Raw genomic sequence first — 20,700 nt, 5'->3', positions numbered from 1 at the left:
ACCACAAATCCCCTGTAGGCCTTCGCCTGCTCGCGATAGCGTCCGACCAGTCGACATTCTGTTGCCTGACCCACCGCCATCGCGAGCAGGCGAAGGCCTACATTGGTTATTTGTCACGCCACAAATCCCGAGCCAATCCCGAATCCCTGTGGGAGCTGGCTTGCCAGCGATGAGGTCGGCACATTCAATATTGTTATTGGCTGACCCACCGCCATCGCTGGCAAGCACCTGCAACATTGATGTCGCCTGACACAGCGCCATCGCTGGCAAGCCAGCTCCCACAGGTTACGTGTCTAGCCACAAGGCTTGAGCCAAACACAAATCCCTGTGGGAGTGAGCCTGCTCGCGAAGGCGTCGGCACAGTCAGCATCATCATTGCCTGACCCACCGCCATCGCGAGCAGGCTCACTCCCACAGTTTTTGCATCCATCCAAGATCCGATTCCATCCCCAAATCCCAGGCACAAAAAAGGGGACTTTCGTCCCCTTGCGGTATACAGCTTCGAACCTCAGTAAATATCCTTCGACAGCAACGTAAACGGCGTCTTCACCAGGATCTTCAGGTCCAGCCACAACGACCAGCTGTTGATGTACTGCAGGTCAATTTCCACACGTTTCTGCATCTTGTCGATGGTGTCCGTCTCACCGCGGCAGCCGCTGATCTGGGCCAGTCCGGTGATCCCCGGTTTAATCCGGTGGCGCGCCATGTACGCGAGGATTTTCCCCGAGTAGTAGTTGTTGTGCGCGACGGCATGCGGGCGTGGGCCGACCAGGGCCATATGCCCCTGCAACACGTTGAACAGTTGCGGCAACTCATCCAGCGAAGTGCGGCGGATGAAGCGACCGACTGCGGTAATGCGCGAGTCATTACGGCTGGCCTGCTTCACATCACGGTCATCGTGAACACGCATCGAGCGGAACTTCCACACCTTGATCACCTTGCCGTTCCAGCCATGGCGATCCTGTTTAAAGAACACCGGGCCGGGCGAGTTGATCTTCACCGCCAACGCAATGATCAGCAGGATCGGACTCAGCGCGATGATCGCCAGAAACGCCACGGTTTTCTCGACCAGGCTCTTGCTTAAAGCAGCGGTAGGGCGGCTGGTCAGCGGGCTCTCGTTCAAGTAGATCGCCGGCAGACCATCCACGACCTTCACCGAGTGATTCAGCAGGGTCAGACTGTTCAAGTCCGGCACCCACACCACATCAACGTTGGCTCCTAGCAAGTCACCATAAATCGCCTCGATTTTCGCGGCTTCACACAGCGGCAGGGTGATATACAAGCGGCGAATGTCATGCGCCTCGATCAGCTCCAGCAGTTGCTCCTGATCGCCAACCACGCGCGGTGCATCCGAACCCAGCGCAGACACATCACCATTGCTGACCAAACCTACCAAAGGCAGGTTTTCCAGTTGGCTGAGCTTCTTCGCCAGACCCAACGCCAGTTCGCCGGTGCCGACGATCAGCGTCTTGTGCTCGCTTTTACGCGAGCGTTGGTAGTACTTGGAAAACGCATGCAGCGGAGCGTACAGAAAGGCCTGACCAAGGAAGCCATACACCGCCCAGCTCAGAATCACCTGTCGTGAAAACAGCTCATCGGCCTGGCAGACAAAGGCGATGCACGCCAGCGCCGCCATGGTCATCGACCAACCCATAAACAGTCGACCGAGACCGGTGAGGTAATTGTCACGCTTGCGATACACACCGCTAAACGTATAAGCCGGCACCGACGCCAGTACCGCCAGCGTTGCACACATCCGGTAGTAAAACGCGACCGTCCCGGTGTGCTGCTCAGCGAGTATGAACAACAGCGTCACCACAAAGCCCTGTGCCAGCGCCCATTGGCCCCAAAAGGTCAGTCCCTTGAGGCCTGTGCTTCGATTGATACTTAGAGAAAGATCCATACGGTATCCCCAAAAGACGTCCATTCAGGTTTCAACAGTTGAAAACCGAGTTGTTATGCAGACTTATTGTTTTTGTTCTAACGAGTGTCCTGAGGTAACAACATCGATATGCCGAACTGTCGTCAGTCAATAGACTAAGTTATTGCCGGGAATGGTGTCTGACGAGTTCTAACAAGATGGCACAGTGCCAACTTTTTAATAATTAAATATAAGAGTGTTAGAAAAGGTCGCAGAGGAAGGGGTGAATAAATGATGTTGTATTTGTTACTGTTGGAGGGTGGAGGCAGGGAGTGTTCAAATCAAGGAGGAAGATGAAATCAAACAGAGTGCTCTTGTTGTTTTTGTAATCGCACTTTTTTCTGTTTGTTCTGTTCGTGGAGGTCTTGCGAGGTTACGCGACGATTTCCTGAATCAGGCAATAACCGCGGTTTCTGACGGCACGAAACAGTCGTTCGCCATGACTGGCGCTTTTGAACTTGTCTTGCAGGCGACTCAGGCACATCTCCAGGCCGCGATATTGTTCCGGCTCCCGGCCGATGCTGAGAATCAGCTCGTCACGACTGACAACACGCTCTTCATGGCTGAGCATTTTCCTGACCAGTGCTGTTTCCAGGCCAGTCAGGCTGATTTCGACACCTTCTTTGACCAGTGCACCCTGATCAGGGTCGAGATGCCAGGTTTCATTGCCGGGCATATCACCTTCAACGGCAGGTGGCATGTTGCGGGTTTCCCCGGTAATGGCCGGGACATTCTGGAAAGGATTAGCCGATTGCGCTGCGCGCCATTCGGACTCGAGCGTGGCCAATATTCGCTGAGTATCGTGTTCGATACTGCGCGGGGCATTTTTTCGACTGATGCCTGGATATGTGAACTCCATCACCATTGGAGCGGAAGAGGGCGAATCCACCCCTTCAAACGAATTGAAACGTTCGCTGGACAGCATGCTCTCCAGTTCGCGTTGCGACGTTGTACTGTGAGTCACGACAACAAAATATTTCCTTGGGAGGGTTGTACTAGTTTCCATGTCTCTCTCCTGAATACATACCAAAATTGGCTAAAAGATAAATCGGCAGGCGAGCAATGACTTCCTCGGAAGTAATCGATAGGCAGGGTCTGGGCCCAAGATTGGCCCTCGATAAATTCCACTCGATCTGCTGCTATGTTATGGAGTTTTATTGTTATGGGTCGTGTTGTCGCGCTCATTCAATTGCTTGATTTCAAACAGGCGTGAAGCAGAACGGGAGCTATATGGTTGCATTAGACGATCCTTCGTACGTATGCAAATGGGATGGCTGCCCGAGAGTCAGGCAGTCGATATCAGACCCCGCAGCAGGCGATAGCCATAGCCGCGAATGCTCTGAATCGCGTTTGTACCATACATGTCCTTGATTTTTCCACGCAAGCGACTGATTGATTTTTCCAGTGCTCGAGGGTCGTAGAAATTGGCGTTGAGGCCCATGATGCTGGCGATTTCATCATGGCTCAGAATGTGATTGCTGGTTTGCGCGAAGGCTTCGAGGATCTTCATTTCGGCAAACGAGATGTCGAGTTTCTTGCTGGTGCCCATCAGGCAGATACGGGTCGGATCAAGCGTCAGATCGATATCGCGTTGCCATTCTTCACTGTTGAAGAACTCGCCCAGCAACTCGGCGCCATCCTCGGAAAGGGTATTGAGCTTGATACAAACATCCGCGCCAGCCAGATAATATTTGATCTTGTTGAAGGCGCCGCGACCGGTGATGACCGCGCAAATGATCGGCTTCAAGTTGTCGCTGCGCAGGTTCTCGACCAGCGCCAGATTGTCTTCGAGGGCCTGTGGGCTGTCGATAATCAGGAAGATCGCTCGATACGAACCAGACTGTTCATTCAACTGATATGCACTAGTGTACGCATTGGCTTCGAGCGCCATATCGGTACGTAAATGCTGGGCGACTAGCGCTTTGAAATGTTCAGCCACGCCACGGGTACGACCCAGAGTAAGAACACCAGGTTCGTCGTTTGTCGGGCGCGGGCTTCTAGTCGCTAAGTTCGCTGAGAGCATCATGCATTGACTCGAATTAAGTGCTGACATCGGGATGTTAAAGCACCGGTTCTCATCTGTGACTGACAATTGGTAACATTCACGCGATTTTTAGACGTGGCTCCCGAGTTTTCTAACAATAATTAAGCTTTTCAAGCTTTTAGTTGATTTTCTCGGAAGGGTGAACTACTGCTTAGATGGTGGCGATATGCAATGGTGCCACTATTTTGAGCTTATTGCGATGGCTTTGTCTATGTCCATCTGCCACTGTCTGGCCATCTCTGGATAATGTGATATTGATCACACTTTATTGTCAGGGCAACTTTTTTCTGCAAAAAGGCCTAAATATTTTCTGCGTAGTTCGTCGGCCGACGATTACTAACATGTCTTGAGTGTGGCAATTCATAAGACCTATTCTTCAAGATCAAAAGATCGTCCGATCGCGGCCCGAACCTTCGGCAGTTCCTACATTTGAAATGCATTCCCCTGTAGGAGCTGTCGAAGGCTGCGATCTTTTGATCTTCATATACGCCAATTGTGTAACTTCAGATACTCAACCCCTGAGTGTTATTACCCGGTCGCTCATCAAGAGCGCTCTGACGGAGGATTAATGGATTTCTGGACCCTTTTCCAGGTGTTGATATTAGGTGCGGTAGAAGGCCTGACCGAGTTCTTGCCGATCTCGAGTACCGGCCACCAGATCATCGTTGCCGACTTGCTGGAATTCGGCGGCGAACGCGCCATGGCCTTCAACATCATTATTCAACTGGGTGCCATTCTTGCTGTCGTCTGGGAGTTTCGACCGAAGATCTTCGAAATCGTCAAAGGCCTGCCTACTGAACGTAATGCCCAACGCTTCACCCTCAACTTGCTGATCGCCTTTCTACCTGCCGTGGTCTTGGGCGTATTGTTCGCCGACGCCATCCACGAATACCTGTTTAACCCGATCACCGTTGCCGTGGCACTGGTCGTCGGCGGCGTCATCATGCTGTGGGCCGAACAGCGCAGCCATGTGATCAGCGTCGAACACGTCGACGACATGCGCTGGTCTCACGCACTGAAAGTCGGATTCGTACAATGCCTGGCGATGATTCCCGGCACCTCGCGCTCCGGCTCGACCATCATCGGCGGTCTGCTCTTCGGCCTGTCGCGCAAAGCCGCCACCGAATTCTCGTTCTTCCTCGCCATGCCAACTATGGTCGGCGCCGCCGTGTACTCCGGCTACAAATACCGCGACCTGTTCCAGCCCAACGACCTGCCAGTCTTCGCCCTCGGCTTCGTCACTGCGTTCATCTTCGCGATGATCGCCGTGCGTGGCTTGCTCAAGTTTATTGCCAACCACAGTTATGCCGCGTTCGCCTGGTACCGAATCGCGTTTGGTTTGTTGATTCTGGCGACGTGGATGTTTGGCTGGGTCAACTGGACCGCAGCAGCGGCCGCCTGATCACTGAGCGCTGATCAACGCCGCAATGGCGAGATCGTTTAACGCCGAATCCGGCGACTCCTGGCGGTAGCGCTGCAAGGCCGAGGTGAAATACGCGGCCTGCAGCATGCCGTCGCTGGCCAGATAGAGTCGCGCGTCTTCTTGCTCCTCGGCAGAGTAAACACGCTTGTGACTGTCGGTGGTTTCCTGGCTAGTCGAAATAGGTGCGAGGATTAAAGACACCAAGGTGAAGCCGGAAAACTGCGTCACCTCCCACGGCGTATCAGTACGGCCCATGCAAAAGCCATCGCAGTGCGCATAAACGTCGGAAGTGAAGCTGAACAAGGCGAGGAGGGTGAAACGCTTCAAAGCAGAAAAAGTAAACGCGGGCATAAACAAAAGACATCCTGTCAGTACATCAAAACACCGGGCAACGCTCATGCGTCACCCGCACACTCAAAACTTCAATCAACGACCTTCAAGCAACTCAGCCGCCTGATCCAGCAACGCCAGCGGATCCGTGGCCTTGTGAATATCCACCGACAACAACTGACGGAATTTCCGCGCCCCCGGGAACCCCGTGCCCAGGCCCAGCACATGCCGCGTGATGTGATGCATCGCCCCACCGGCCAGCAAATGCTCGGCTATATAAGGACGCAACTGCGCCAACGCCTCAGCCCGACTGATCACCGGCGCCAAACTGCCGAACAACTGCTGATCCACCTCCGCCAGCAAATACGGATTGTGATAAGCCTCACGCCCCAGCATCACACCGTCGAACGTCTGCAAATGCTCGTGGCAAGCCTCCATCGTCTTGATCCCGCCATTCAGCACAATCTCCAACTCCGGAAAATCCGCCTTCAGCTGCGCCGCCACGTCATAGCGCAACGGCGGAATGTCACGATTCTCCTTCGGCGACAACCCCTCCAGAATCGCAATCCGCGCATGCACGGTGAAACTCGTGCACCCGGCATCGCGCACTGTGCCGACGAAATCGCATAGCTCCGCGTAACTGTCCCGACCGTTGATGCCGATGCGATGCTTGACCGTCACCGGGATTGTCACTGCGTCTTGCATTGCCTTCACACAATCCGCCACCAGTTGCGGGTGACCCATCAGACACGCGCCGATCATGTTGTTCTGCACACGATCGCTCGGGCAGCCGACGTTCAGGTTCACCTCGTCGTAACCGTGTTCCTGAGCCATGCGGGCGCAGGCGGCCAGATCCAACGGAACGCTACCGCCCAACTGCAACGCGAGAGGGTGCTCGGCTTCGTTGTGACGGAGAAAGCGTTCGTGATCGCCGTTGAGGAGTGCGCCGGTGGTGACCATTTCGGTGTAGAGGAGGGCGTTCTTCGACAGGAGGCGTAGGAAGAAACGGCAATGGCGGTCAGTCCAATCCATCATCGGGGCGACGGAGAAGCGGCGGGAGAGTGGGGCGGGTGTGGCGGTGATAGGGGACATTGGAGGTTCTGGGTTGGGGGGGCTGGGAGGTGGAGAGTTTATCAGGATTGGACTATTGGGACTTAGGTGGGTCTTCCTAGTGATTGTTCGAGATATCTTACCGGTGGCGTACGGACCTTCTGGAGAAATAGAGCTATCCCTGAGAAATCCCGCTTTTTCCTACGAGATATCAAGTAGCTGGACGCTGAAGAAGCCCGCTATCGGGCAACGAAAATCGCTTTCAAAGCAATGGCCTCAAACACAGACGAGCGTTATCTCCGTGGCGACTGTGGCTGGGGATTGGCTCAGCCAACGCGGTTCAAGCTCTCGAACACCCTAAAGGGACTTGAGCGCGCGTTGCGAGTCGAGGTACATCAACAGGCGCAGGCGTTGAGGTAGATTTGTAGGGATCCCTGAGCTTCTGAGTCCTTTCCGGTTCCTGGTGTAATCAGGTTGTTGAAGCGACCATTTCGCTATGGATATTTTTCAGTTGTCGGTCCTACTCAGATCCATTGATCCCGCTGATGTCGCCCCGAAGTATGCTCTGGGTGAAGGCGGCGGTCAGTGGAGAAATTCATTTCTCTGAATGAAGAGGTCCAAAGCATGGCTTTTTGATATAAGAAGCGGTGAAGCTGAAAGGTTAGGGCTCATCGTATGGATGAAGCAGCTGATGGACGGGTGACTGATTCCACTGTTTTTACGAACCGATTTGGAGGACGCCTACCTACGTAGCTTCAAGATGAAGAGCATGTGCTACCGTTAAGCCTGTTTTATATTTGCGACGGGTGTTACAGGTAAACGAAAAGGACAAAGTAAATGCAGGTTATAACAGCTGACGCTTTAGTTGGGAAAGAGTTTAAAGAGTTTACAGTTGACGCAGCATTGTTGCGGGAGTTGGGGGAGCGCTTGGTTGGTAAGCCACATGTGGCTTTGGCAGAGCTAGTAAAAAATAGTTACGATGCGGATGCTACAGAGGTTTGTATAAGTTTTGATGATGAAAGTATTACCGTAACCGATAATGGCGATGGAATGTCGAGGGATGAATACGTCAATTATTGGTTGCGAGTCGGTACTACTCATAAACAAGATAAAATGGAAACGGCTCGAAATCGCACCGTTACAGGATCGAAAGGTATTGGTCGTTTAGCTGTGCAGTTTTTAGGCGATAGCTTGGAGCTCATTTCAAAAAAAGATGGCTCTTTAACTTTTCGTGCTGACGTAGATTGGGATAGTGCTCGGAATTCAGGCGACTTAATTAAGGCCGGTGCTCATATTAGCCCATCAAAAGATATTGCTTTTGGTGTTGGTAGCTCTCATGGTACTTCGGTAAAAATTACAGGTTTAAAGCAAGAGTGGGATGCGCCGAAGCTTAAAGATTTGGCGCGCGAGTTGTGGTTTCTCAAACCTCCGGATAGATTGATTGATGATCTGGATGAAGAGGATAAATTTGATATCACAGTAGAAGGCCTTCCGGATGAAGCGATTGAGGCGTTCTCTGAACAAATGGGTAAGGCCCTCGATAATTGGATCGCTACAATACGCGGCTCACTAAGAAATGGTCGGTCTGGAGGTGTTAATAAGGTCCAAGTGAACTTTAGAGATGGTGATAAATATAAAGTAGAGCATAGGCAAGTCGGTGGGCTTCTAGATAAAGTAACATTTAAGATATATGTTTTTAAGCTTTCAGGTAAGCAAGCTGGGGGAGTGGGAGTCCATGAGGCGCGCGAATATTTTCGTAGGTTTGGTGGTATTCATATTTACGATAATGGGTTTAGGTTGCCTTTCTATGGTGGCGATGAACAGGATTGGTTGCAACTTGAAATTGCACACTCTCACCGACTTAACAAGTCCTCGCTATTGCCTTCAGAACTTCAGGTTCAAAGTGGCTTGAATGATCTGCCAACTAATAGTCGCATCTTCGGCATAGCCAGTATTTCTACCTCGCATGAAAGGAAAACAGCATCAAAAAGAAGTGTTGACTCGGGGAATTATTTAAATGTACAGGTCACACGAGATCGTTTGATTGATAATGATGCATTTGCAGAGCTTCAGAATTGCGTCAGGTGGGCTATTGACTATTACGCAATGCGTTCTTACGAGCGTAGGCAACGGGCTATTGCTTCTGAAAAGCTAGATATTCCAAAGACGGATGAGAAAATATCAGAGATTAGAGAACAAATATTCCAGCTGTCAATGCGAGTCCCTGATGCATTGAGGAAAGAAGTAATATCTGTTTCCGATAGATTTGAAGAACTAGAAAGTTTAGAGCGGCAGCGTCAAGACGGTATAAATGCAGAAAGAATCCTGTTGGCGACTTTAGCGACCACTGGTATGGCTGCAATTGCGATGGAGCACGAGTCAGGCAAGGAGATTTCGGCACTCAATGAAATTCGTCGTGAGTTGACCAGTCGTGGTGGTAGTCTTTTGGACGAAAAACTAATATTGGCAATTGATGCGTGGGCGGTGCGGTCAGCAAAAGTAAGAAAGCTCTTTTCGCCGCTGATGAATGAATATGATCGCGAAAAGCGAAATAAGTACAAAGTTAGAAAGGTGCTTGAAAGGATTGTTTTGAACTCAGAAGCCCTTCTCCGAAACATACATGTAGATTGTTCTGGTGTGGACGCTGGGTTGATGTTTCCTGAAGCAACGTTGGCCGCTTGGAATGCGGTTTTCCAGAACGTGTTCATAAATTCCATAAATGCCATGATAGATTCGCCGGAAAAAACCATTCGTTGTGTATCTCGCGTAAATGGTACATCTAGGAAGCTTTATATTCTAGATACTGGTGTTGGTGTAAGTTTAGAGGATAGCGCAGAATTATTTAAACCTTTCGTTCGTCGGTTGGAAATACCAGAAGAAAGGAAAGCTCTTGGGCTCGGAGGGATGGGTATTGGTTTGACAATAGTTAAGATGGTATCAGACTCATTAGGGTGCGATATCGGATTTGTAAAGCCCTTTAATGGTTATAGCACATCTTTTAAGATTGAGTGGGAGCAAGAGGAAGAATGAAGATTTTGATATTGGATGATGAAACTACCCGAGCGGAGTCGTGGAAGAAGAAAATTGAAAGCTATGGAGATTTTGAAGTGGTTGTTCCTGCGACTGGAGAAGTCTCTGGAATAATCGCAGATCTTCACGCGAAGCGTCTAGAGTCTAGAAAATTACAGTTTCGCGCCTCTGATGTACTAAGTGGTTATGATCTTGTTATGGTTGATTATGATCTTTTAGGACTAGAGGCTGTCGCTGGTGGGTCAGCTTGGTCTACAGGAGCTGAGGTGGCCTATGCAGGTAGGCTAATGTGCGACGTCGGCCCGATCGTGGTAATAAATCAGTTTGGCACCAATTCGTTCGATTTGACTATGTCCCGGACTTCCTCTTCTTACGCCGACCTTGATGTAGGTAGTGAGCAAGTAGCGGAACCTTCACTCTGGTCGATTAATGGATTCTCCGGGTTCCGTCCATGGCACTGGCCTAACTTAATATCTGAGAAGGCTAGATTTTCTCAAATACATGAGTTCGTTGTGAACAATTTTGAATCAGCAATTACGGATGCTTTAGGGTTTGAGGTGGCTGATGTTGAATCGCCGCGTTTCATAGGGCATGAAATACTAGGATATCTAGGTATAGAGAGTACCGAGGCTGTAACTTTTCGGCAGTTGTTGACAGAGCGACGAGATATAAGGGTTTTCAACGTTCTAGAAAAAGATTTACCCTTGTTAAGAAACATGGATGACTATTCACTTGCTCGGGTCTGTGCAGTCGTGGTTTCTCACTGGTTGGAAAAAATAGTCTTGCCTAACCAAGAAGTTGTCGCAGATTTGCCCCATCTTATTCCTCAGTTGCCTTGGGTTCTACCGAATTACTCGAATGAAGAAAGTTGGGGTGAACTATGTGTTTTGAGTGGGGATGTACTTATTCCAGAATCTATGGAGAAGTATAGGTTTGAACCGTCTTTCATGTTTAGTAGGCCGGTGTTCTGGGCGGAGGAAGCTAAGGCGGGGTTGGATGGATATAGTGAATTTGATATTCATAAGATGCCAGATTTAAAATTCTGTGAAGATATTTCCTCTTTTAAGCAGGCTGCCGAGGCAAAAAGTTTTCCAAGTGATTTGCTTTCCTTTGATAAAGAACGGTGGGTTCATGGTGATCTAAAATGTGGGAATACATCAGTGAATTATGAGCCGCAATCTTATTTGTTGATGTAATTAGTTTCGGGGATTATATGGACAAAACCCAAGCGTCAGCGTTGGCTAAGTTTTTAGTTGACCTACATAATGATAATTATGGAAAAATTTCCTCACAACCCACTCTGCATAAATATAGTGCGCTCAAAGCAGGAGAAGCACGCAAGAATCAAACAAAAATTTTCTATTCTGACTCGCCAAAGATTAAGTTGGAAGTAGGGCTGGCTGCTTTTTTTATGAATCCAAGCGCGCAGTCGCCATATGTAATTGTTGATATAGATCGGCGAAATGAATGGATAAAGTTATTGCGTTTTATAACAACGGAGCATGGTGATATAAATGCCGAAGCTGTTTGTCTAAGTGGGGAAGATGCTTTTCATCTGCGAGGATTTGGATACAGGTTCGAACATCCGGAAAGGTTTCCAGATAATAAGCATGGTTTTTTCCATGTGCAACCTATTGCTGTTACGGAAACTGCTGTCGAACTGCCCGTAAGGCCTAATTGGCTGCCAGCTACGTTTCCAACATTTTATATGTTCGCTAGTTGTGCTTATGAGTTGATACTGTATGCGATACACTCTTTGTCGGGTTGGGAGCCGTTGAGTAGATATCGGAATAAACATGTTGATAAAAATCCGGTGTTATCTATGCTGGTTCGTGTGGGTAGCCATGCGAACACTCCGTATCCTGGCTTAACTTGAAGGGCTGAGCTAATTACAGTGCCCAGTTTATATCTGGGCACCTCGATAAAGGTACAATGCATTATCTAGTTGAGGGATTTTTCTGCTTTCGCTTTTATTCTGCTTTCGTAGGATGCAACGTGTTGCATCAAACTCTCTCCGATTACCTCGCCTAGCCGCACCGGAACTGCATTTCCGATCATTCGACCAACTGCTTTGAAGGTTATCTTCTCTGGCGGCATAAAAACATATTCTAGAGGGAACGATTGAAGAACTGCTGCCTCACGAAGCGAAATTGCGCGCGCTTGATCTGGGTGTCCGAAGCGACCGTTACCAAAACCATAGCATAACGTAGTCATGGTGGGGCTAGGCTGATCTGCGCGCATACGTCCGTAGACGCTTGGGTATGTTTTTCCACTCGGCTTTTTGTGACAATCAGCAACTAAATGCGTAGGCCAATCATTCCAAGTACCACCCTGACGGGAATGGATAATTCGTTGCATATTTATAGGGGTTAGCGTTGCAGCTCGGTGCAATGGATCATTAGGATCACACTCTCCAGCAGCAAGGCTAGGAAGGCCGCCAATTGCTTCTTGTACAGTTAGCGGTTTTTTGGCGTGAGTTGGAGCGATTAACTTAATCTCTCCAAGTTTGGATGCAAGTAATACGTGCCGGCGTCTCTGTTGTGGTAAGCCATAATCTACACAGGCTACACGATCCGCCCATACTGAATATCCTTGGTCAATAAGGCCTTTAACGAAGTCATGATATACCTCATGCTTTGTAACATCAGGAACATTTTCCATCGTAACTAGATGAGGTTGAGTTTCTTCAATTAATCGCCGGAAAGCGTACAGTAGCGGCCACTTACGGTCGTTACGCGTATCCTTACCTTGGTTATAGCTGGAAAATGGTTGGCAGGGAGCGCAGCCCGCCAATAGCCTATAGCTGGCTGGTTGATACCATGCTAAGAGTTCCTCAGCTGTGACGTCTTCCACGTTTTTAGCGACAAATGAAGCGCCATTATTTTCGCGATAGGCATATTCGCATTGCTGCTCAATGTCGTAACCCGCCTTTACTGAAATACCGGTGTGCCGTAAGCCTGCGGTGAGTCCGCCGGCACCACAGAACAGGTCAACTGCGTCAATCATAGGAAGAGGTCTCATAGTCGAGGCGCATTTTAGCCGTTCGTACCACCAAGTCTAGAATTCATTCACCTCCATGCGTATGTATAGCCTACGTGCTCTGCGCTCTCTAGGACGAGTTTCTAGCGCTTGACATGAGCCATGTAATGCTTAAAGCCTCGTGCCTATTTCCGTACCAATCAGCGCGTTTCGGCAAGAAAATTGATGTATTCGAAGGTACAAAGCGCCGAATTCATTCTCGCTGAGAACCGGGCAGAAGGCCGCCGTACACTCCGATGTAGTTCTATTTACGGTTTTTTGACGGATAGGCCGGTTCTTTCTATACCAAGGCGGACTGATCAATTTATGTCTAGGGTTGACTTGGGCACGACAGCGGATCGGATCTGGGACGCCGCCATGACGAATTGTGGACGATTTAAACGGCGATTTTGATTTAGTTTAATGGGTATCTGTTGTTGCTAGATCTTGCCTACACTCCCTTGCGCCTCCCCCTACACCTAAGACAGAATCCCCCGGCTTGTGCCTCTAGCCCGCACCTTCTATCGTCCCCACATCACTGAAACCCAGTGATCGGGTTTGGTAGCCCGCTTCGTGTCTAGATGCATCGCATCACCTGATTCAGTCGCTTTTCCAGGACTCGGATTTCATGGTGGTCATGCGTGGGGCCCATTCGTGGGCGCCGGGTTCTAGTGCGACCGGTCTACCAACCCGCGTATGGCCGCCACCCATCGTTTGGTAGCGTGGGTGATGGCTTCTTTTAGTAATCGCGCTAGAGGTTCCATCTATGTTCAAAGTAACGCCCAACCCACCAGAAACCGATCCCGCATCCCCCTACGATTCCCTCAACCCCAAAAAACTCCACGAAGCCGCCGAGCGCGCGCTCGATCACTACCTCCTTCCCGCCGGCCACATCATGGCCAGCGTCAACGAACCCGAACGCATGTACCTCGCCAATCCGAAGTACGACTCGGAATCCCTGCTGGCCAATGCCAGTGAAACGCTGAGTTCCGCCTCGGAAATGCTCAACAACTTCGCCGCGTCGCTCGAACCCTCGCACCGCAAAACCGCGCTGGGTATTGCGCAGGTAGTTATGTTGGGCGAGTTGGCGGTGAATCAGGCGTTGGATAACGTTGAGGTGAAGGCGTAAAGCCTGTCCCGCCGTGGGCGGGTGAAATGCTCGTTCACTGATAATAAAAAGCCGTCACTTCCAGGTGACGGCTTTCGCTCGCAGATCTAGCCAAACTGACTAGCCGACTCAACCGCAGATTTCGGCTTCCTCAACCGCGTCAACTGGTAAGCAATCCCCAACCAGACAAACCACCCCGGCATCACCATCAGCGCAATCCTCGTGTCAGGCCGCAACGCCAGCAACCCCAGCACAAACCCCAAAAACGCCAACGAGAACCAAGCCATCGGCACACCGCCGGGCATCTTGTAAGCCGACTTCGCATGCAGATCCGGGCGTTTTTTCCGGTAGGCGATGTAAGACGCGAGGATGGTCGACCAGGTGAAGATCACCAGAATCGCCGACACGGTAGAGACGATGGTGAACGCGGTCATGACTTCCGGCACGATGAACAGCACCAGCACGCCGACCAGCATCAACAGCGTGGTAAACGCCAGGCTCAGCAGCGGCACGCTGTTGCTCGACAGTCGGCGGAATAGGCCGGGGGCGTTGTCTTGATTGGCCAGCCCGAACAGCATGCGGCTCGAGGAGAACACGCCGCTGTTGGCCGATGAGGCGGCCGAGGTCAGGACGACGAAGTTGACGATGCCGGCCGCTGCGGGGAACCCGGCGACGAGGAACAGTTCGACGAAGGGGCTCTTGACTGGAGAAACCTGTTGCCACGAGGTCACGGCGATAATGCAGGTCAGCGCGAGTACGTAGAACAGGATGATCCGCAGCGGAATCGAGTTGATCGCTTTGGGCAGGGTCTTCTCCGGCGAGCGGGTTTCGGCGGCGGCGGTGCCGATCAGCTCGGTGCCGGCGAAGGAGAAGATCGCCATTTGAAATCCGGCGAAGAAGCCGAACAAGCCATTCGGGAACGCCGCTTGTTTGTCCACCAAATGACTCAGGGACGCGGTGACGCCACTGGGCGAGACGAAGGAGCTGGCGATCAGCACGCTGCTGACGCCGATCAGGGTCACGACGGCAATGATCTTGATGATCGCGAACCAGAATTCCACTTCACCGAACAACCTGACGGTCAGCACGTTGAGGGCGAACAGGGTTGCCAGCATGCCGACGGCGGGTATCCACGCCGGGACGTCGGGGAACCAGTACTGGAAGAATCCGCCGACCACGACGGCGTCGCCGATCACCGCCACGCTCCAGCTCAGCCAGTACGACCAGCCGAGGAAGAACGCCGCGCGCGGTCCGAGGTAGGCGCCGGCGAAGTCGGCGAAGGTTTTGAAGTTGAGGTTGGACAGGAGCATTTCGCCCATGGCGCGCATGACGAAAAACACGAACAGACCGATGATCATGTAGATGAGGATGATCGACGTCCCGGAGAGGGCGATGATCTTTCCGGAGCCCATGAACAGGCCGGTACCGATGGCGCCGCCCATGGCCATTAACTGAATGTGACGATTGCTGAGCGTGCGCTGCAGCGCGGGCTGTTCAGGCAGCCCGGAAGGGGTCGATTTCATTGCAAAACCTCTTGATTTTATGTTTTTGAGTTTTGGCAGAAAGTAGGTGTCGAGCGTTCTTGTTAGAGGTGCAGCGGCTAATCACGAGGTGAGTCGCCCCCTGTGGCTTGGGGGCGCTAATTACCGATCAACTGACGGTGCGCAGACGCGAGGTTTTGGCCGGTTGCGGATCGAGCAGTTGGAAGAGGTTTTTGATGTTGGCCGGCGTCGGCACCAGGTGGATGCGCTGGCCGATTTGCTGTGCCTGCGCCAAGTCTTTCAGGTAGCGCAGTGACGAAAAGTCTTCCAGGGCAAAGCCCACCGAATCGAACACCGTGACCTGCGCAGCGTTTTCGCGTCCGGTGACTTCGCCCTGCACAATGCGGAAAAACTCGATTACTGGGGAATCGGCCTCCAGTTGCTGAATGTCGCCTTCAATGCGCGTTTGCGGCTCGAACTCGACGATGACCCGGGCGTTGCGCAGGATGTCGGCGTGCAGTTCGGTTTTACCCGGGCAGTCACCGCCGACCGCGTTGATGTGCATGCCGGGCTCGATCATCTCCGGCGTCAGAATGGTTGCGTAGGCTTTGTCGGCGGTGACCGTGGTGACGATGTCCGCACCCTTGACCGCGTCCTTCACCGAGCTGGCCAGAATCACGTCGATGTTCGGGAACGCCGCGAGGTTGTGCTTCAACTTGAGTGAAGCGTCGCGATCGATATCGAAGATGCGGATTTCGTTGATGCCCAACATTTCGTGAAAGGCCAGCGCCTGAAATTCACTTTGCGCACCGTTGCCGATCAGGGCCATCGAGGTCGCACCCGGACGAGCCAGCGATTTCGCCACCAGCGCCGAGGTTGCGGCGGTGCGTACGGCGGTGGTCAAGGTCAGTTCGCTGAGCAGGGTCGGATAGCCACTCTGCACATCGGCCAGCAGACCAAAGGCCATGACCGTGAGCAAATTCTGCTGGCCGTTGTTCGGGTGGCCATTCACGTATTTGAACGAGTACTGCTGGCCGTCGTCGGTGGGCATCAACTCGATCACGCCGTCTGCCGAGTGATTGGCCGTGCGCGGTGATTTATCAAACTGCGCCCAGCGTGCGTAGTCCGCTTCGATGTAGCCGGCCATTTCGCGAATGGCGCGGCGGATACCGACTTGGGTGAACAGGTGTGCAGCATCATCGACATCAATAAAAAGCGTCATGTTCTTGTTCTCCGATTCAGATATTGAAAGGCTGTAGAGCGCGGGTAGGCTCAGCTGCGTTTGCTCTCGAAACCGTGCAGCACGTTGACGGCATTGATGCCGATTTCATCGACCATGTAGCCGCCCTCCATGACGAACAGGGTCGGGCAGCCGACGCTGGCGATCAGTTCACCGATGCCAATGAAGTCCTCGCTTTCCAGCAGGAAGTGGCTGATGGGATCGTCCTTGAACGTGTCGACACCGAGGGAAATCACCAGCACTTCAGGCGCGAACTGCTGGAGTTTTTTGCAGGCGTGGAGCAGGGCGTTGCGATAGCTCTCCCACGTGGTGTTTTTCGGCAGGGGATAGTTGAGGTTGTAACCTTCGCCGACCCCCGCGCCGACTTCGTGGCTGTAGCCCGAGAAGTACGGATAGGACACCGCCGGTTCGCCGTGCAACGAGACGAACATGACGTCGCTGCGCTGGTAAAAAATGTTCTGCGTGCCGTTGCCGTGGTGGAAGTCGACGTCCAGCACCGCGACGCGTTTGGCGCCTTGGGTGATGGCTTGTTGTGCGGCAATGGCGGCGTTGTTGAGGTAGCAATAACCGCCCATGTATTCGCGCGCAGCGTGATGGCCGGGCGGGCGGCACAGGGCGAAGGCGCTGTCGTGGCCTTCATCGATCAGGGCCAGGCCGGTGAGGGCGATGTCGGCGCTGGTTTTCACCGCTTGCCAGGTCGTCGCGGTGATCGGCGAACCGGCATCCATCGCATAGAAACCGAGTTTGCCGTCGATGAACGTCGGCACCTCTTCGCCGGCCAGATCGCGCACCGGCCAGACCAGCGGCAAGGCGTCGTGGGTGCGACCGGTTGCGCACCATTCGCTCCAGGCAGTTTCGAGAAAACTGACGTAGCGCTCGCTGTGCGCGTTGACGTAGCACGAGCGATCAAATGCGCGCGGTTCGACGATCTGCCCGAGGCCGACCTGTTTGACGCGGTTGTGCACGGTATCGGCCCGACTTGGTTGCTCGAATGAGGGTTTGAGCACGCCGTCTTTCAATTCGGTGCCATGGTGCAACCGGTGGGAATCACTGAAAACTGTAAACATTCTGCGCATCCGTTATTGTTAGCCAGTGCAAATATTCTGTTCCGGCTGGGCTGCGCTTTCTTTGCTTTGTGTTCGTGATTAAGTCGATTATTCGGGCGTTTTTACTCAGGAATGGCGTCATGCAGAAAAAAATATCCAAACGCATCAGCCTCGACGAGACCGACCTGGCGATTCTTGAGTTGTTGCAGGAAGACGCCAGTATTTCCAATGCTGAACTCAGTGAGCGGCTGTCGTTGAGCCTTACGCCGTGCTGGCGGCGGCGCAAGCGCATGGAGGAGGCGGGGGTCATCAAGGGCTATCAGGCCAATCTGGATCGGCGAATGCTCGGGCTGGATATCATGGCGTTTGTGCACATTCGTTTTTCCACCCACGCCGACCACGCGCCGGACGCTTTCGAGGCGGTGATTGCGCAATTGCCGCAGGTGGTGGCCTGTCACAAGATCACCGGCGATGCCGATTATGTGTTGCAGGTGTTGGCGGAAGATCTTGATCACTACAGTGACTTTATTGAGCAGGTGCTCAGGCGTCAGGTGGGGATTGCGTCGATCCAGTCCAGCCTGGCGTTGCGTGAGGTCAAGTCCGGTAGCCGTATCGCTATTCCCAAGCCGGGAAAGGACTGAGTCGGCAGGCATTTAAATCAGCCTTTTCAACTGCGGTTTACCCCGATAGCGATGTGCCACAAATCGTGATGGCAATGCGTCATCACGCCGCTCAAAAAGTTCAACGATTGTACAAAAATATAAAGTTGTACAAGTTTTCACAAAATTACTAGCATCCCTCCAGACACCTTTGCTGAAACGATAAATCCAGCGTGCAGACGCCCTGTCTGCGACGCGATGGTTTTGTCTGCCGATGCTCGCGTCGGGTTTCTTTTCGACGCTTCAACCGCATCCGCATTTTGCATTCCCGGGACAGCTGGAGCGTCCCGTATTACGCCTTGGATGACGACCCCCGAATGTCTGGACGGTGACTGTGGTCACCGGAGATCAATTTTTTGTGCCTGGCGTTTCGCGTCAGGGCGTTTGAGGCTGAATATGGCAGTTGCATCGAATTTCCTCGGAGATATCAAAGTTTCCCGCAAGCTGGGCACCGGCTTTGGCATTCTTTTGCTGGCTGTTTTGGCGGTGGCCTTCATTGGCTATAACAGCAACAGCGTGCTGGTTGATCGCTTGAGCACGACGCGTCTGATCGGCACGCTGAATGACGCTACGCAAGATATGCGGCTGTCCGAGAAACAGTACGAAGCCGCCGCTGACGCAGCGTTCGCCGATTCCTATAACGCTCAGTTGAATGTTTTGCAGGGTCTTGTCAGCAAGGCCCTGGAAACGTTGACCCGCGCTGAAAACCAGCAAGCCTTGAAGGCCTTGCAAACCACGATTGTCGCCTACGACCAGAAGGTCAAACGGCTGATCGCTGCCGATAAGTCGACCACCGATGCTCTGAAACCGCTGACTGCACTGTCGGACAAGTACGCGCAAACTTTTGCCGGCATGCTTGAGGCCAGCACGACGAGTGCGCTGGCGTCTGCCGATGGCGAACGCATTCGGGATCTGCGCACGGTGGCCGACTTGCGCAATGGCATGACCACGTTTCGCCTGATGCTGCGTCGTTACATTGCGGTGCCCAACGACGCGAACAAAAACCTGCTGATGGAAACCATCGATACCTTTTTGAGTGATATCACCAAGGCGCGTAGCAACTTGCCGGCGGCCCTGTCGAGCCAACTGGAAGAAGCGCACGCCGGGATGCGTCGTTATCGCGAAGTATTGGTGGAAGTGGCCGGGCTGTTTGAGCAGAAGCAGAACATGCGCGAGCAGGTCGACCAGGAAAGCAAGGCGATGGACAAGATCATGAATGGCCTGATGGACACCCAGCAGCGCCTGGCGCGTGAAGATCAGCACTCAGCCTTTATTCAGATCGCCGTGTTGACCATGTTGGCGCTGGTGATCGGGCTGATTGCTTCGGTGGTCATCGCGCGCCAGATCACTGCGCCGCTGGCGCTGACGGTTGAACTGGCTCGACGGATCGCCAAGGGCGACCTCACGGTACAGGCCAAATCAAACCGCAAAGACGAGTTGGGCGATCTGCAAAATGCAATGCAGGACATGGCGCAGAACCTGAACACGCTGGTGCAAGGTATCGGCAATGGCGTCACGCAGATTTCCACTTCTGCGGAAAAACTCTCGGCCATGAGCGAGCAGACCAGCGCGGGCGTGCGTCAGCAAAAAAGCGAAGTGGATCAAGTCGCCACGGCGATGCACGAAATGGCTTCGACGGTGCAGGAAGTTGCGCGTAACACGACCGATGCGTCCGCCGCCGCGACCTTGGCCGATCAACAGGCTCGCCACGGCAGTACAGTGGTGAAGCAGGCGACTTTGCAGATCAGTGAACTCGCTGCGGCCATTGAAGCGTTGGGCGGCGCGATGAACGTGCTGTCCCAGGACAGTGAGCAGATCGGCAAAGTGATCGATGTCATCAAAGCCGTCGCCGAGCAGACCAATTTGCTCGCATTGAACGCCGCTATCGAAGCCGCGCGAGCGGGAGAGCAGGGGCGTGGGTTCGCCGTGGTCGCAGACGAAGTGCGCTCGCTGGCGCAGCGGACGCAGGACTCGACCAAGGAAATCGAAGCGCTGATCATCACCCTGCAACAAGGCGCGCAAGCGGCGTCGACACTGATGGCCTCCAGCCGCGAGCGCACCCTCGATACGGTGGTGTTGGCGCAGAAGGCCGAGCTGGCCATTACCGAGATCAATCAGTCCATCGGTACGATCCAGGAGATGAGCCTGCAGATCTCGGCCGCTGCCGAGCAGCAAAGTGCCGTGGCCGACGAAATCAATCGCAGCATCGTCAGCGTACGGGATGTGGCTGACCAGTCGGCGGTTGCCAGTGAAGAGAGTGCGGCTGCGACGATTGAGTTGGCGTCACTGGGGCAGGACTTGCAGCGAATGACTGCGCATTTCCGCACTTGATTTTTGGAACGATGAACCT

16 protein-coding genes and 1 pseudogene are annotated in these 20,700 nt (G+C 52.8%); 8 read left to right on the top strand and 9 right to left on the bottom strand.

Annotated features, from left to right (window positions below; translation table 11 throughout):
- Nucleotides 1-508: 508 nt before the first annotated feature.
- The 3 genes from AC3IUF_RS20180 to AC3IUF_RS20170 all read right to left on the bottom strand — a co-directional run bounded on the left by AC3IUF_RS20180 (nt 509) and on the right by AC3IUF_RS20170 (nt 3,947).
- The gene (locus AC3IUF_RS20180) at nt 509-1,903 is read right to left on the bottom strand and encodes an undecaprenyl-phosphate glucose phosphotransferase (RefSeq protein WP_007950006.1); all 1,395 of its coding nucleotides are present in this window, start codon (nt 1,901-1,903) and stop codon (nt 509-511) included.
- 391 nt (nt 1,904-2,294) lie between these two features.
- Nucleotides 2,295-2,927: a winged helix-turn-helix domain-containing protein gene (locus tag AC3IUF_RS20175; protein WP_095114323.1), complete on the bottom strand. Its 633-nt coding sequence runs from the start codon at nt 2,925-2,927 to the stop codon at nt 2,295-2,297.
- A 279-nt stretch (nt 2,928-3,206) separates the two neighbouring features.
- On the bottom strand, nt 3,207-3,947 hold the full coding sequence (locus AC3IUF_RS20170) for a winged helix-turn-helix domain-containing protein (protein WP_489281684.1): 741 nt from the start codon (nt 3,945-3,947) through the stop codon (nt 3,207-3,209).
- 586 nt (nt 3,948-4,533) lie between these two features.
- Between AC3IUF_RS20170 and AC3IUF_RS20165 the strand changes: the two genes are divergently transcribed.
- Nucleotides 4,534-5,367 (top strand): undecaprenyl-diphosphate phosphatase, encoded by an 834-nt coding sequence (locus AC3IUF_RS20165; protein WP_489279126.1) that lies wholly within the window; start codon nt 4,534-4,536, stop codon nt 5,365-5,367.
- Here the strand turns inward: AC3IUF_RS20165 and AC3IUF_RS20160 are convergent, their stop codons facing one another.
- Together AC3IUF_RS20160 and dusA are read right to left on the bottom strand one after the other, a co-directional pair.
- A complete protein-coding gene (locus AC3IUF_RS20160; protein WP_489279124.1) occupies nt 5,368-5,739 on the bottom strand; it encodes a DUF2388 domain-containing protein in 372 nt (123 codons plus the stop codon).
- Between the two features lie 75 nt (nt 5,740-5,814).
- Entirely contained in the window at nt 5,815-6,810 is a 996-nt protein-coding gene (gene dusA / locus AC3IUF_RS20155; protein ID WP_489279123.1) for a tRNA dihydrouridine(20/20a) synthase DusA, read from the bottom strand.
- A 795-nt stretch (nt 6,811-7,605) separates the two neighbouring features.
- On the opposite strand from dusA, the gene AC3IUF_RS20150 reads away from it, so the two are divergent.
- The 3 genes from AC3IUF_RS20150 to AC3IUF_RS20140 are packed head-to-tail and all read left to right on the top strand — an operon-like array spanning nt 7,606 to nt 11,674.
- Nucleotides 7,606-9,798, top strand: a complete 2,193-nt coding sequence (locus tag AC3IUF_RS20150) for an ATP-binding protein (RefSeq protein WP_489279121.1) — start codon at nt 7,606-7,608, stop codon at nt 9,796-9,798.
- Entirely contained in the window at nt 9,795-10,994 is a 1,200-nt protein-coding gene (locus tag AC3IUF_RS20145) for a hypothetical protein (RefSeq protein ID WP_489279119.1), read from the top strand. The genes AC3IUF_RS20150 and AC3IUF_RS20145 overlap by 4 nt, the downstream gene beginning before the upstream one ends.
- A gap of 17 nt (nt 10,995-11,011) precedes the next feature.
- Nucleotides 11,012-11,674: a hypothetical protein gene (locus AC3IUF_RS20140; protein WP_489279118.1), complete on the top strand. Its 663-nt coding sequence runs from the start codon at nt 11,012-11,014 to the stop codon at nt 11,672-11,674.
- Between the two features lie 65 nt (nt 11,675-11,739).
- Here the strand turns inward: AC3IUF_RS20140 and AC3IUF_RS20135 are convergent, their stop codons facing one another.
- Nucleotides 11,740-12,804, bottom strand: coding sequence for a DNA cytosine methyltransferase (locus tag AC3IUF_RS20135; RefSeq protein WP_489279117.1), 1,065 nt, complete (start codon nt 12,802-12,804; stop codon nt 11,740-11,742).
- A gap of 778 nt (nt 12,805-13,582) precedes the next feature.
- Here AC3IUF_RS20135 and AC3IUF_RS20130 point away from each other — a divergent pair.
- Nucleotides 13,583-13,945, top strand: a complete 363-nt coding sequence (locus tag AC3IUF_RS20130; RefSeq protein ID WP_489279115.1) for a DUF6124 family protein — start codon at nt 13,583-13,585, stop codon at nt 13,943-13,945.
- 86 nt (nt 13,946-14,031) lie between these two features.
- Here AC3IUF_RS20130 and AC3IUF_RS20125 read toward each other — a convergent pair whose 3' ends face one another.
- The 3 genes from AC3IUF_RS20125 to AC3IUF_RS20115 form a co-directional block, all read right to left on the bottom strand.
- Entirely contained in the window at nt 14,032-15,447 is a 1,416-nt protein-coding gene (locus AC3IUF_RS20125; protein WP_134177026.1) for an amino acid permease, read from the bottom strand.
- A gap of 127 nt (nt 15,448-15,574) precedes the next feature.
- Nucleotides 15,575-16,627 (bottom strand): ornithine cyclodeaminase, encoded by a 1,053-nt coding sequence (ocd, locus tag AC3IUF_RS20120; RefSeq protein ID WP_489279114.1) that lies wholly within the window; start codon nt 16,625-16,627, stop codon nt 15,575-15,577.
- 50 nt (nt 16,628-16,677) lie between these two features.
- On the bottom strand, nt 16,678-17,712 hold the full coding sequence (locus AC3IUF_RS20115) for a histone deacetylase family protein (RefSeq protein WP_489279112.1): 1,035 nt from the start codon (nt 17,710-17,712) through the stop codon (nt 16,678-16,680).
- Between the two features lie 119 nt (nt 17,713-17,831).
- Here AC3IUF_RS20115 and AC3IUF_RS20110 point away from each other — a divergent pair, with 119 nt between their 5' ends.
- The 3 genes and pseudogenes from AC3IUF_RS20110 to AC3IUF_RS20100 all read left to right on the top strand — a co-directional run bounded on the left by AC3IUF_RS20110 (nt 17,832) and on the right by AC3IUF_RS20100 (nt 20,681).
- Nucleotides 17,832-18,332 (top strand): Lrp/AsnC family transcriptional regulator, encoded by a 501-nt coding sequence (locus AC3IUF_RS20110; protein ID WP_007915532.1) that lies wholly within the window; start codon nt 17,832-17,834, stop codon nt 18,330-18,332.
- Nucleotides 18,333-18,548: 216 nt separating this feature from the next.
- Nucleotides 18,549-19,823 (top strand): annotated as a pseudogene (locus tag AC3IUF_RS20105) (methyl-accepting chemotaxis protein); the annotation flags it as partial.
- Nucleotides 19,809-20,681, top strand: a complete 873-nt coding sequence (locus AC3IUF_RS20100; protein ID WP_489281682.1) for a methyl-accepting chemotaxis protein — start codon at nt 19,809-19,811, stop codon at nt 20,679-20,681. The pseudogene AC3IUF_RS20105 and the gene AC3IUF_RS20100, both read left to right, overlap by 15 nt.
- Nucleotides 20,682-20,700 lie beyond the last annotated feature (19 nt).

It is taken from the genome of Pseudomonas sp. KH_040, from assembly GCF_057839305.1.
This window is presented reverse-complemented; position numbering and strand designations above follow the sequence as displayed.